Genomic DNA, 13226 nt, shown 5'->3' with positions numbered 1-13226 from the left:
CATCAGTGTACGAGAGACACACGTCCTCGCGCAGGCAGAACCAACCCCTACCTAGAGTCGGCGTACACGGTCGATGCTTGGGCGCTGGAAGCTGTCGGTGCGTGTGCTGAGCTGCCGGAGCTGAGCGAAGGCGGACCGCGCTGTCCGGTGTTCGGCCGCTTGTTCGGGCGTGCGGACGCTCTGGGCCTCTCCCAATGGCGAGGAGCCGGTCACCTCGTAGCGGTATCGATACAGCGCGATGGTGACCGCGTGCGCCTGCCACTGCGTTCGCGCTCTTGGCTGGGTCGGAGGCTTGCCAAGTCGTGAGGCCCAGCTTGCTCCGACACTCTGTGCCTCATCTACGAGTCGCCCTGCGGCGGCTTCGATGAGTCTCTGCCGTTCGGTGAGTGCGGTCTGCATGTCGTACGCGATCGGCTCGGCGGGCGTCGGGATGAGTCCGGCGACTCGTACCCTGGTTCGTTTACCGGGCCGGAGCTTCTGAGTGGCTTGGTCGAGCATGTCAGCCAGCTGCGCGGCGGGGTCGGCCTGGTCTTCGCCCGGTGTGATCCTCGGTGCGAGCGCGGTGAGCGCGACCGCGGCGAGATGGCCGGCTGCCTCGTGACGCGCGAGTGCGCTCTCCAAGTGCTCATAGTAGGGACTGGTGAACACGTCGTCGGCCACGTTCTCGGGGAACGGTGCGCCATCGAGCAGCGTGGCCCAGCGGTCGGTCTGTGCTTCGCGGGCGAGCACGTCGTACTCGTCCAGCAGCGTGGACAGCGAGGCGTGCCGGTCTACCTCGAGCGTCAAGGTTTCGGTCACGGACAGGTCGGCGTCGGTTCGGGCGAGCACCTTGGCGAGCCGGTCTGTCAGGGTCAGCAGTTCAGGCTGGTCGAGATGCGGCTCGACCTCGTGCGGGTCGGGCACGATCACGTAGGCATGGTTGCGGAGCTTGCCGCGCGTCATCGCCACGTAGAACGACTCCCGTGACGAGGCTTCGGGATCAACCAGCGCGTGCGCGGTATCGACGCTTGCTCCTTGGGCACGGTGAACCGTGGAGGCGTAGCCGAGTTCGAGTTCCTGACGCACGTATCTCGCGGGCAACACGAGTGCCTTGCCGTGAGGTTGATCGCCGCGCCCCAAGCGGCGCACAGCGAGCGAACCGTCGCCGTAGCGGCGGGTGACCTGCCAACGGTCGCCGTTCTTGACCCACGCTCTGCCGGCGGACAGGCGGCGGTCGTTGAGCCGGGTGACGACGAGATCGCCAACGCCTGCGGTGGTGCCGTCGTGCAGACGCAGGCCATCGGCCTCGACCTGTCCGGCTTCAATCAGGTCGGCGCGGGCGCGTTCGTTGAGTTGGGCGACCATCTCGCCGGTGCCCGCGATCATCAGCGTGCGCAGGCCTTCGTCGCGGTCGGTGCGCCATGCCTCGTAGATGCTGTCGAGCATCGTCTCGGCGTCGCCGTCGAGTAGTCTGCCGCGCGCCTGGTAGTCGTCGAGCGCGTCGGTGTTTCCGTGTCGCAGGCTGAGGCTCGCGGTCTTCTCCCAGTCGTTGGCGAAGCGGCGCACATCGGTGAGTTCGGGAACCTGATCGCGGTGGCGGACGAGCATCCCGAACGCCCCACCTGTTTCGACCGCGCTCAGCTGCGCCCAATCGCCGATGAGCACGACCTTGGCTCCGACCTCGGCGGCGTGCTCGGTGATCCGATCGAGCGCGAGAGTTCCGGCCAGGGAGGACTCGTCCACGAGCACGAGCTGCCCGGCTTCGAGGTTCCAACGCCCGTGGTGGTGTTCGTAGAGAAACTTCGCGGTGTTCTCCGCCCGAACACCGAGCGAGTCGCCGAGCACTTCGGCGGCTGCTGCTGACGGTGCGAGGCCAATCACTGAGTCGCGCCCGTGCGCTGCTGTCCATGCCCGATGCAGGGCACGCAGCGCGGTGGTTTTGCCGGAACCGGCGGGGCCGACGAGCAGATCGAGGGTCAGCCCGGAGCGGGCGATGCGGGTGATAGCGATGGTCTGGTCGGGGTCGAGCCGGACGCCCCTGATCTTGCGGGAAGTGTGACGTGCGACGAGCCGCGCCGTCAGTGCTGGCCCGCCAGTGCGCTGGCTGTGCGCGAGGAGGCGCTGCTCGGCGTCGAGGATGTCTTGGCTGGAGTATGCGATCTGATCGACCAGCTGGAACCTGTTGCCCTCACCCTCGATGTAGTGGGCGGGTACGGCGCGGTCGTAGTCCGGGGTGAGCCGGAGCGATTCGGCCTCGGCGTGCGCGACGATCTGATCGAGCACGCGGATACGGTCGTCGGTGGTTGCGAACCGGACACCCATGATCTGCCGCATCGTCTCGGCGTGCAGGTTCCATCGCCCCCAGGTTGCACGCCTGTTCGCTACCTCCATCAGCACCACGGATGCGAGATCCTCGATCTGCTCCAGCCCGAGATCATCCGCGCGGAGTCGGGCTTTGGTCGCACCCCGGTCGAGCAGGTGTTGTGCCCACGTAGTTGCGTCCTCACCGAGTACGACCTCGGCTCGCGCACGCCAGTCGGCGGTGAGTTCGGACAGTGAGTGCAGTTCTTTCTCGGGCCTGGTCTCCAAGGTCGCCTGCTGGCGGAGCTTCGCAATCGTCGCCGCCGAGGGTTGCCGCCCGTGCTCAGCGACGTACTGCTCGATCAGCCGGTTCTTGACCTGTTCGATGCCCTCCCTACCGTCAACGCCTCCGGTGGTGCGACGGGAGAACTCCGCGATCAGTTCTGCCGGTACGCCCTCGATCTCCCACCCGGTGTTGCGGTCTTTGCCCCGGTCGACCGGCACCCACGTCACGCCGAGAAGCCGCGCGGTGTGGTCGGTGACGAAGGCGTTGTACGACTCGGAGAGAGCGACAGCGGCCTTGTGTAGTCGGCGGGAGTCGAGCGTGCGCCACCGTCCGTCCTCGCCCTGCACCTTGTTCGACACCACGACGTGCGTATGTAGTTGCGGGTCGGCGGCTCGGGAGTCGTAGTGGTCGAACGCCGTGGCGATCACGCCCATGATCGGCATCTGCGCGATACCGCCCGCGCCTACGCGGGTTGCGGTGACGCGATCTTCCAGCATCGCGATCGTGTCGCGCATCGCGGCGTGATGCGCCTGCGCGATCAGCGTTTGCGTTCCCGCGTCGGCCAAGCCCCAGATCGCACTGACCGACTTCGGCGGGGAGAACGTCAAGTCGAACCCTGCAACGGCGGTGCGCGGCTTCTTCGCAACCTCCTCCTCGCGAATGCGATCCACAGCCTCGGTCCGTGCCTCGCCTCGCAAGTCGGCGTCAAGTCGTGCAATACGGGCCGCAATCCGCTCGCGCGGGGGTTGCAGCGAGGGGAACCTCTTGCCAAGCTTCTCGCCGGTGACCGGGTGGATGCCATCACCGAGCAGTCGGGCCAGGTGTTCCTCGGTCACCGTGTCGCCCTCGGCCAACGCTGAGCTGCGCCCGTCGTCGAGGCTCATCAGGCCGGTGCCGACCCACGTTCCGGGCGGGCAGCCGGACTCGGTGTAGTACCGGGTCAGCGGGCTGCTCATCTCCCGATCACCATCACCAACGACAACGGATTTCAACAGGTACTCGTAGCCCTTGCCGGACGACATGACCCGGATGGTCATCACCACGACGGCCCCTCCCCAAGACCGTCACAGGAGGGACGATCTCGGGGGTCAGGTGCGCGCGCAGCGCGCGGCCCGCACTCTTAGTGCCAGACGTGTGGGGGAAATATCAGGTGCTCGAAAAAGCCTCAGCAAACTGAGGCAGGAACGACGGCGCTGTCGTAGAGGGTCGCGAGTTCGAATGTAGGAGTCGGGAGTCAGCGACTGGGAAGGTCGCAGCGCTTGGTTTCAGATTTCAGGTCTGCGAGCACGGCGTGGAGTTCGGCGATCCGGCGTTCAGCATCGGCGATGAGGTGGTCGGTCAGTCGTTGCCAGTCCTCGGGGGTCGGCTCGTCCGGAACGTCTTCCAGCACCTTGGCGATCTCCTGCACGGACAACCCGACGCGCTGGGCGACCCGGGCTACGCGAACCACGCAGGGAACCCAGTGCTGGTAACGGCGCTGGTTGCCGGAGGTGCGCTGTGACTCGATGAGCCCTTGCCGCTCGTAGAAGCGGATCGCCGAGGTCGCGGTGCCGCTGAGTTCAGCCGTCTCGCCGACCGTCAGCAACTCGGGCGCGTCAGTCTCGATGATAGTCATGCTTCCAGCATGGCTTGACTTCAACCAATGTTCAAGTTCTAGCGTCGTGGGTATGAAGATGAGTACACGCCAGCGTCTGGCCCTGACCACGTTGCTGCTGCCGGTTGTGGTGGTGTCGATGGATCTCACGGTGCTCTACCTCGCGGTGCCCTCGCTGAGTGAGCAGTTGCGTCCGTCTGGTTCGCAACTTTTGTGGATCATGGACGTGTATGGGTTCGTCCTGGCTGCGCTGCTGATTCCGGCGGGCAGGCTCGGGGATCGCATCGGACGCCGCCGCCTGCTCGTGATCGGGGCGGTGCTGTTCGGTCTCGCGTCGTTGGCTGCGGCGTTTTCGACCTCCGCGGGGTGGCTGATCTTCGCTCGCGCGATGATGGGGTTCGGTGGTGCCACGCTGATGCCCTCGACGCTCGCGCTCATCCGCACGACGTTCACCGACGAACAGCAACGCGCCAGAGCCATCGGCCTGTGGACGGCAGCGTTCGCGGCGGGCGGTGCGCTGGGGCCGGTGGTCGCTGGCGGGCTGCTTGAGTTCTTCCCCTGGGGGTCGGTGTTCATCATCAATGCCCCTGTCGTGGTGCTCCTGCTGCTCGGGTTGCGACTGTGGGTAGCGGAGTCTCGTGCAAAGACGCCCGCGCCGTTGCCCCTCGTCGGTGCTCTGATCGGTCTCACGCTGGTGGTCTCGGCGATGGCGTTGCTCAAGCAAGCAGCCTCCGGCGTCTGGGGTGTGCCCGAGTGGCTTCTTCTCGCTCTCACGCTGGCAGCCGGTTCCGGGTTCGTGTGGCATCAGCGCCGTGCACGGCATCCCCTAATCGACCGCGACCTGATCCGCGTGCCTGGCGTCAGGCTCGGACTGCTGATCGTCGCGGTCGGGATGTTTGCGCTCACCGGGCCGAATATGTCGCTGGCTCAGTACATGCAACTCGTGCTCGGCCTCTCTCCGCTGCTGGCGTCGCTGGCGATGATTCCGATGGCCGTGTTCGGGATCGGCGGCGCGATTCTGGCCAGTGTCCTCATTACCCGGCTATCGAAACCGCGCGTCATCGTCCTCGGTCTGGGGGCCGCGAGCATCGGCTTGTTCGGTATCGCGTTGGCCACGCCCACGCAGTCACTCGTCTTGGTGCTGCTGGGCGGTGTCGCACTGAGCGTTGGGGTGACCGCGTTTCTCTCTCTGGCCACTGATCTCACCGTCGCTGCTGCGCCGCCCGATCACGCGGGGTCGGCTTCGGCGCTGTCGGAGACAAGTTCCGAACTCGGGGCAGCGCTGAGCATCGCCGTTCTTGGCACCGCCGCCTCAGTGGTCTACCGCAACACACTCTCGCTTCCTCCGGAGTTGAGTGCCAGCGATGCCGAGCAAGCCGGGCAGTCACTCCAGAACGCCGTCGCAACTGCCGACACCCTCCCCGAAACGGTCGGGAACACGCTATTGGAAGCGGCGCAATCGGCTTTCAACGCTGGACAATCCGCCATCACCGCCGGTGCCGCCGTCCTGCTCCTGGCGCTGGCCTGCGTCGTGATGATTACCAGCAAGGGTAAGTCGCCCAGCGACGGACAACCTCCCACACCAGCGCCAACGGCTGCTGGCGAACGGCCTTCCGATGCCTAGTTGTTGCGGGACGAAAGGTTGTTGACGCTCAGTTGATGAGGGCTTTGGCGGCGGCCTGAGCGGGGCGGGCGGCCCTCGTGTCTCCGGTGAACGCGGCGGTGACGATCGCGCCTTCAGCCAGGAGGCTCACAGGTTCTGCTGGCACGTTCGCGGCAGCCTCGACCCACGTAGCGATCTGTTCGTGGAAGGCCTGCTTGTGTGCACGGACCTCGACGAGGATCGCAGGTGAGGTGGAGCCCAGTTCGCCGTAGGCGTTGATCCAGGCGCAGCCGCGAAAGTCGGGCTCGGCGAACCATCGCTCAAGCCAGTCGAAGATTGACAACACCCGTTCGCGAGGATCCTCGTGCTGCTCCACGTATTCGGTCAGGCTGGCTCGCCAGCGGCGATCTCGTCGCTGCAGAACCGCAACGACCAGGTCTTCCTTCGTTGAGAACATCCCGTAGATCCGCTTCAAGGGCATCCCTGCGGCGGTGCGGATGGCATCCATGCTGACCGCCTGGATGCCGCGTTCATAGAAGAGCGCTTCGGCGGCGTCCAGGAGTGCGGCGCGGCTGCGGGTCTTCTGTTCTTCGCTGATCGGCGCTGGCATGGGGAGTCCTTCTTGACGTTGAGAACGGGCGTTCTCTACGATAGCTGAACACACGTTGAGAACGTCCGTTCTCAACGAGGAAGGAATCATGAACGAATCACGCCCACCGTTCCCTCCGTTCACAGAGCAAACGGCACTGCAGAAGGTGCAGGCAGCCGAGGACGCCTGGAACACGCGCGACCCGCAGCGGGTCGCCATGGCCTACACGCCCGACTCAGCGTGGCGTAACCGCGACGTGTTCGTCACCGGTCGCGAGGAGATCATCCAGTTCTTGACCAGCAAGTGGGAGCGCGAGTTCGACTACGCCCTGCGCAAGAGCCTGTGGGGATTCCGCGAGAATCGCATCGCCGTCCGTTTCCAGTACGAGTGGCACGACGCGACGGGACAGTCGTGGCGCAGCTACGGCAACGAACTGTGGCAGTTCAGCACCGAAGGCCTGATGGAGCGACGCGAGGCCAGCATCAACGACGCGCGGATCAATGAGGCAGACCGGCGAATCTTCGGCCCACGACCAGAGAGCGAGCGTGGCGTCGAAATTCCCCTCCAGTAGCCAGTCCACCAGCCTTGCCCCTTGAGGAGGCGAGCCTGGTCGTACGCGGCCGGGCCCCCTCCTCGTTTTACAGAAAGCACGTTATTGCCACACAACTATCGGGAGTTGCATTAGATGCGAGAACTCCCGTCTCTGGTCGATCGCGCAGTTCCCGCAGGTCAGCCCGGTAGATCGCGTTCGACACGACACCCCGACATCGGCGGGTCGATGGCGCATCGCAGCAGGTGAGCGTAGGTTACTTGCATCTAATGCAAGTTTCCGCTGTTGTGAGGTGGCGATGGATCAGTCGGTTCCGGGCTTCGTTCCGGGGTTCCTCCGCGACGACGCCGTTGGACTGTTCCGTGCCGACGAGCGCGTCTTCGAGGCCATGCTGGACCGGTGGAGTGCACAGATGCTGGCCCGTGGCCTCCAGGTCGACACGATCAAGACCAGATGCGGCGTCGTTAGGCGATTTCAGGCGTACTCGGGCAAGTTCCCGTGGACCTGACAGCCCGTCGACATCGACGACTACATGGGCGACCGCCGGTCCGGAGACAAACCGATCAGCCTGACCACGCTGCGGGCAGACAGCAACGCGGTGGCGATGTTCTGCTCGTTCCTGACCAACCCCGCGTACGGATGGGCCGAGTTCTGCGACCGCACGTTCGGCGACGTCCCGGCGCAGATCTGTTTCGACTGGAACAGCCCCAAACACACCACGGACGATGCGGTTCCGCCAGCTCGTCGCTCGTTCACGCGCAGCGAGTTGGAGAAGCTCTTCAGCTTTCTCGATGACGAGGTCGACGCAGCTCGCGCGGCAGGCAGCAAGCGTTGGCTCACGCTCTTCCGGGACTCCATCGCCTTCAAACTCTGCTACGCCTACGGTCTGCGCAGGCGTGAGCTGGCGATGCTCGACCTGCACGACTTCGGCCCCAACCCGCACGTGCCTGACTACGGCAGGTTCGGCGCGCTGACGGTTCGCTGGGCGAAGGGAACTGCTGGCTCGGGCCCGCGACGCCGGACGGTGCTCACCGTTCCGAAGTTCGACTGGTCGGTCGGCATGATGCAGATGTGGACGTCCCCCGGCGGCCGGGACCGCTTCGCGACTGCTGATCGGTCCTCCGCACTGTGGCCCAGTGAACGCGGTGACCGAGTGACGGTCGGCGGCTTGGGCGACGCATTCACCGCGGCCCGAGACGCAGCCGGCCTTCCTGCGGAGCTCGGCCTTCACTGCCTGCGGCACTCGTACGTCACGCACCTGATCGAAGCCGGGTACGACCCGGCGTTCGTTCAGACCCAGGTCGGGCATTCGTACGCCTCGACCACCAGTCTGTACACGTCGGTGTCGGCCGACTTCAAGCAGAAGACCGTCCAGAAGATGATCGCCCGCCGGATCGGCAAGCGAGAGGAGAACCTCGATGAGTGAGCACACTCCCCTGGACCCCGCGACCAGCGAGATCGCATACAAGCAAGTCGGCCATGTGTGGCCCTCAACGACGCAAAGGTACGTCGGTCTGCCCCGAGAGTCCGACGGTGATCGAGCGGAGGACACCGATGGCTGAGCAGCGTCGCATCGGCTTCCGCTGGAACCTGCGCACCGTCATGGCACAGCGCAACCTCTGGAAGACCACTGAACTGATGCCTCTCCTGAAGTCGCGCGGCATCAACCTGTCCGAGAGCCAGGTCTATCGGCTTGTGACCGGCACGCCTGAGCGGATCCCGGCGCGCACCTTCGCGGCGCTGTGCGACATCTTGGACTGTGAGCCCAATGATCTGTTCGAGATCGTCGTGGAGCTGCGCGCGGCGGCGACCGCCAACGCGCCCAAGCGCAGCGAGGACCTTGGCGTGAAGCCCGGAGATCCGATCGCCTACCGGGTTCGACTCGTCGCCGACGACGAAGACGAGTAGCCGTGGCTCGACCCCGCAAGGCCGAAGATCCGGCCCGTTGGCCCGAGCCCTGCGGCCGCTGCGGGCAGCACCACCAGACGGTCGCCCGGTGGCCTGACGGAGGCGTCTGCACCTACTGCTACCAGCAGGCCAAACGCACTCGCGGCCGCTGTGCATGCGGCCACGACGGCGTCCTCCCAGGCGTCGTCGACGAGCAACCCGCCTGCCGGCGATGCTCCGGGGTCGTACTCAACATCGACTGCCGTCAATGCGGCGCGGAGGACGAGCTCTACGACGGCGGGCGCTGTTGGGGTTGCGTCCTCGGCGTCACCGTCGACCGGCTCCTCACCAACCCGACAACCGGGGTCATGGCCGAAGAACTCGTCCCCATGGCGGCCGCACTCAAGGCGATGAAACGCTCCAACAGCGGCCTGACCTGGATCCGGCAGAAGCACGTCACCGAGTTCCTCCAGGACCTCGCGATCGCGCCGCTCATCACCCACGAGGCCCTCGACGCGCTGCCGAAGTCCCACACACGCGACTTCGTCCGAGGGCTGCTCGTCGAGCACGGCACGCTCCCCCGACGCGACATCTACCGCGCCCGCTACGAGGAGTGGGCAAAGGAGGCGCTCGAACGCGTCAGAGACCCAGAGAACCGCGACGTGATTCGGCGCTACATCCGGTGGCACCACCTGCGCCGGATGAACCAGATGGAGACCGTGTCGCAGGGCACGTTCCTACGCAGCAAGCAAACGGTCACGGTCGCGATCGAACTCGTCAATTGGCTCACCGACCGCGCCATCGAACTCGGCGAACTCGAGCAGGAACACCTCGACGCGTGGATCAACGACGGCACCACAACCCGACTCCTCAGCGACCGCTTCCTCGGGTGGGCCATCAAGGCACGACTCGTCCATACTGAGCTGAAGGTCCGGCGCCACCGCCGCGGCACCAGCGCGAGAATGAGCGCGCTTGATCAAGACCGGGCCGTAGAACGCGTCGTGCACACCCAAGAGCTCACGCGGCGTGATCGCGCGGCCGCCATCCTCGTCCTCGTCTTCGGCCAGCAGATCGAAGACGTCGTCGCGTTGACCTGGGACGCCGTGAAGGTCAGCGACGAGATCGTCACCGTCCGCGTGGGCAAGATCGACATTGCGCTCCCCGACCCACTCGACCAGCCTTGGCGAGAACTCGCTGCTAACCCGGGCAACGACTTGACGGCGTCACACCCCAACAGCAACTGGGTGTTTCGTGGCTACTCCCCTGGCCGCCACGTCGACCCCGGCCACCTGCGTGGCCGCCTCAAGGACGTATTCAGCACTCGGGCGGCGCGACTCGGCACGCTCCATGAGCTCACGAAGCTCGCACCCGTAGCGATCATCGCCGACGCCCTCGGCTACTCCCCCGCCACCATCGAGCGCCATGCCATCGACTCGGCGACGGCGTACGCCTCCTACATTGCAGCTGTTCGCGACGACGCGGGCCCACGCTAGCCGCGACGACCATCGCGACGGCGGCTGCTGCCCTTGTCGGCCGTCTTGACGGCTAGACCTTGCGCCAGACCGAAACGTGGCTGCCGCTGGTCGCGAGGAACGGGCTCCCCTTCCAGTCAGCCGACCGGGACTCGAGTTCGAGGCCTGCCAGCTGAGCCATCAGGTCGCATTCGGCCGGCCAGATGTAGCGGAAGTGGCCTGACCCGTAGCGAATGCTGCCGTCGTCGTCGCGGTAGTAGTGGTGCGAGGCGCATTCCTGGGTCACGAGGTCGTAGGTGTCGAAGACGAGGTGACCTTCGTCGACGCTCATTGGGACCGCCTGTTCGCCAGGCAGGAGACGCTGGATCGGGGGAACCCAGAGGTCGATAACGAACCGCCCGCCGGGCCGAAGGTGGTCTGCCGCGTTCCTGAAGCACTGCACCTGCTCGGCCTGCGTCCGGAGGTTCGAGATGCTGTTCCACACAAGAAAGACGAGCGAGAACGTCCCCGAGCCCGGGACCACCGTGGTAGCCATGTCGCCGACCACGACCGGCAGCTCGTCGTCGCCAATCTTCCGTCGGAGTTGGGCCACCATCGGCTCCGACAACTCGATGCCCGTCACGGGGACGCCGCGGGCCGCCAGCGGGATACCAACTCGTCCAGTGCCGATGGCGAACTCCAGTGCCGGGCCGTCTTCGGCAAGCCGCTCGAGGACGTCGACCGTTGGATCCAGAACGTCCGGTGAGAAGTGCTCAGCGGCATCCTCGTCGTACTTGGCGGCGGTCTCTACGTCCCACACTTCGCTGCTCGTCACATCGGGCAGCGTTCCACGTCGCCGCGCAACGCGGCCAACCATTTACCGAGGGATTGGGGCTGCAGGCCCTGACTCTGTGACGAAAGCCCGCGTTCGACTCTTCGCTCAGTCGGCGTTCGAGTACAACGACCGAAGGAGTTGGTGCCCGAAGCGCTCGAACTCCTCATCGCCAACGCCGTACGCCCAAACAGCCGTACCTACGGCTTCGCCGAGGAGGTCTCTGCGCCATTGCTCGGGCTCTCGAGGATCGCGACCGTAGCCGTCGAGGAATGCTGCTTCAAGATTATGATCGCGGGCGAAGTCCTGTCGTGCGAGGCGGACGAAATCTTCAGTCGGCGGACGTAGATCGGCTCGCCCGAAGTCGATCACCCGCACGACTCCATCGTCGATAAGCCAGTTTCGAGGCTGCCAGTCGCCGTGAGTCGGCACGACCATGGACCCTCCCCCGGGCCAAGTCGCGACCTCATCGCAGGCCAACTTCGCGATGATGGGATCGATCCGGTGTGGTCGACCGAGGTGGCGCTCGACTCGCTCGCGGAACTTGTCATGCCACTCAGGATCATGTTCTGACACCTGGCCGTGATACCTGGCGAGTAGCTCGCCAGCCTGCCTGTAGGCGTCCGGGTCGTCCTGGGCAGATGTTCCTTCCACGAGCCGGCCGGGCAGGTACATGGTGACCAGCAGCTTTGCCGAGGAGTCGCCGTACATCAAGCTCGGCGCGTGTCCGGTCGCAACCCACGGCCCCAGCCACTCCCGATGGGCTCGAAGCTCGCGTTCGATGTGGTGGTCGGCCGGCCCACCAGCTTTCAAGACGAGGCACCCCTGCTTGCTCCTCAACTCCAAGACTGTGGTGTCCACCAAACCCCAACTGTGATCGGCGAGAACCTCCGCATCGGGCACCCAGTGCACCAGCAGGTCGCGTTGCTCGGGCGTCAGCCTGCTCAGTCCGTCGTCCACGGGGTTGAGCCTAATGACCGTCTCTGGAACCCCTCTGAACCGGACGCTCCAACGCGAACAGCGCGGCGCTACTCCCGCCTCATGAACTCCCGTGCCTGCCAGTTTCCAATTCGCCGCTATCCATCGAGGGGCGTCGACGTCTCGTCGAGCGCTGTCGGAGCCGTCCAATCGCCCACGTCGCCGCCGAGATGGGCATCTCCCGGGCTTGTGCCAGCAAGTGGGTCAACCGATATCGCCGCTACGGCGAGCTCGGGCTGTGCGACCGCCCTTCCACGCCCAGGCGTCAGCCCCACGCCACACCAGGCAACGTGGTGGTGCGGATCGAGCAGATGCGACGCGACCACAAGTGGTCGGCCGGCCGGATCACGTTTGAACTCCACGTAGAGGGTGTACCGATCTGCCGCAGAACAGTGAGCCGCCACCTCGCAGCGCTCGGACTCAACCGTCGGCGGTTCATTGACCCTAACGGGGACCTGAACCGCGAGCCTCGCAAGATCAATGCTCGATGGCCGGGACACATGGTCCACGTCGATGTGAAGAAGGTCGGCCGGATCCCCGACGGCGGCGGCTGGCGCATCCACGGCCGCGGTACCACCCAGGCCAAGAAAGCCGAGCAGGCAAAGAGGAAGACCAAACGCGGCGGCTACGTATACCTCCACTCAGCAGTCGACGGATACAGCCGCCTGGCGTACACCGAGGCGTTGTCCGACGAGAAAGCTGTCACCGCCATCGCGTTCCTTCACAGGGCCAGGGCGTGGTTTGCAGCCCATGGCATTACCCGCATTAACCGCGTCGTCACCGACAACGGTGCGTGCTACCGCGCCGACGCCTTCGCGAGGGCAATGCTCGGCTCACGACACCAGCGGATCACTCCGTACACGCCCAGGCACAACGGGAAAGTGGAGCGCTACAACCGGATCCTGGCTGAGGAGTTCCTCTACGCCCGCGAGTGGACCTCAGAAGACGAGCGTGCGGCAGCGCTCAACGTGTGGAACATCCACTACAACTACCACCGACCCCACGGCGCATCGCACGGAAGGCCGCCTGCATCACGGCTGCCGGTCGGTGTCACCAACGTGGTGGCCTCATACACCTAGTCGTTCATCGCACTCGCGGTTCAACGACCGCCCTTGACTTCAACATATGTTCAACCCTCAGTGTGGAGAATATGACATCACCGAGACCGCAGCCCAG

At 65.4% G+C, this 13226-nt stretch carries 12 protein-coding genes; 7 read left to right on the top strand and 5 right to left on the bottom strand.

The window, feature by feature from the left end:
* Nucleotides 1-51: 51 nt before the first annotated feature.
* Together mobF and QZ258_RS02620 are read right to left on the bottom strand one after the other, a co-directional pair.
* Nucleotides 52-3603 (bottom strand): MobF family relaxase, encoded by a 3552-nt coding sequence (gene mobF / locus QZ258_RS02625; protein ID WP_294178876.1) that lies wholly within the window; start codon nt 3601-3603, stop codon nt 52-54.
* A 197-nt stretch (nt 3604-3800) separates the two neighbouring features.
* Nucleotides 3801-4181: a MerR family DNA-binding transcriptional regulator gene (locus QZ258_RS02620; RefSeq protein WP_294178796.1), complete on the bottom strand. Its 381-nt coding sequence runs from the start codon at nt 4179-4181 to the stop codon at nt 3801-3803.
* A gap of 52 nt (nt 4182-4233) precedes the next feature.
* Here QZ258_RS02620 and QZ258_RS02615 point away from each other — a divergent pair, with 52 nt between their 5' ends.
* Nucleotides 4234-5784 carry an MFS transporter gene (locus QZ258_RS02615; protein ID WP_294178795.1) on the top strand — a complete coding sequence of 517 codons (1551 nt, stop codon included), beginning with the start codon at nt 4234-4236 and terminating at the stop codon, nt 5782-5784.
* A gap of 28 nt (nt 5785-5812) precedes the next feature.
* Here QZ258_RS02615 and QZ258_RS02610 read toward each other — a convergent pair whose 3' ends face one another.
* Nucleotides 5813-6373, bottom strand: a complete 561-nt coding sequence (locus tag QZ258_RS02610; protein ID WP_294178794.1) for a TetR/AcrR family transcriptional regulator — start codon at nt 6371-6373, stop codon at nt 5813-5815.
* An 88-nt stretch (nt 6374-6461) separates the two neighbouring features.
* Between QZ258_RS02610 and QZ258_RS02605 the strand changes: the two genes are divergently transcribed.
* The 5 genes from QZ258_RS02605 to QZ258_RS02585 all read left to right on the top strand — a co-directional run bounded on the left by QZ258_RS02605 (nt 6462) and on the right by QZ258_RS02585 (nt 10282).
* Nucleotides 6462-6923, top strand: coding sequence for a nuclear transport factor 2 family protein (locus QZ258_RS02605; protein ID WP_069599233.1), 462 nt, complete (start codon nt 6462-6464; stop codon nt 6921-6923).
* 277 nt (nt 6924-7200) lie between these two features.
* On the top strand, nt 7201-7410 hold the full coding sequence (locus QZ258_RS02600) for a hypothetical protein (protein WP_294178759.1): 210 nt from the start codon (nt 7201-7203) through the stop codon (nt 7408-7410).
* Nucleotides 7411-7434: 24 nt separating this feature from the next.
* The gene (locus QZ258_RS02595; RefSeq protein WP_294178758.1) at nt 7435-8328 is read left to right on the top strand and encodes a tyrosine-type recombinase/integrase; all 894 of its coding nucleotides are present in this window, start codon (nt 7435-7437) and stop codon (nt 8326-8328) included.
* Nucleotides 8329-8456: 128 nt separating this feature from the next.
* Nucleotides 8457-8810 carry a helix-turn-helix transcriptional regulator gene (locus tag QZ258_RS02590; RefSeq protein WP_294178757.1) on the top strand — a complete coding sequence of 118 codons (354 nt, stop codon included), beginning with the start codon at nt 8457-8459 and terminating at the stop codon, nt 8808-8810.
* 2 nt (nt 8811-8812) lie between these two features.
* Complete coding sequence (locus QZ258_RS02585) at nt 8813-10282, top strand: Fis family transcriptional regulator (RefSeq protein ID WP_294178755.1); 1470 nt, start codon at nt 8813-8815, stop codon at nt 10280-10282.
* Between the two features lie 52 nt (nt 10283-10334).
* On the opposite strand, the gene QZ258_RS02580 is transcribed toward QZ258_RS02585, so the two are convergent.
* Both QZ258_RS02580 and QZ258_RS02575 read right to left on the bottom strand, forming a co-directional pair.
* Nucleotides 10335-11075 carry a class I SAM-dependent methyltransferase gene (locus QZ258_RS02580; protein ID WP_294178753.1) on the bottom strand — a complete coding sequence of 247 codons (741 nt, stop codon included), beginning with the start codon at nt 11073-11075 and terminating at the stop codon, nt 10335-10337.
* 105 nt (nt 11076-11180) lie between these two features.
* Nucleotides 11181-12032 (bottom strand): aminoglycoside phosphotransferase family protein, encoded by an 852-nt coding sequence (locus tag QZ258_RS02575; RefSeq protein ID WP_294178751.1) that lies wholly within the window; start codon nt 12030-12032, stop codon nt 11181-11183.
* Nucleotides 12033-12127: 95 nt separating this feature from the next.
* Between QZ258_RS02575 and QZ258_RS02570 the strand changes: the two genes are divergently transcribed.
* On the top strand, nt 12128-13129 hold the full coding sequence (locus QZ258_RS02570; protein ID WP_294178875.1) for an IS481 family transposase: 1002 nt from the start codon (nt 12128-12130) through the stop codon (nt 13127-13129).
* Nucleotides 13130-13226: the final 97 nt, after the last annotated feature.

The sequence above is a fragment of the uncultured Schumannella sp. genome, assembly GCF_905479755.1.
In the GTDB taxonomy this organism is placed as follows: Bacteria; Actinomycetota; Actinomycetes; order Actinomycetales; family Microbacteriaceae; genus DCRR01.
Note: the sequence above shows the minus strand (reverse complement) of the source record. Positions and strands in the feature narration are given on the sequence as shown.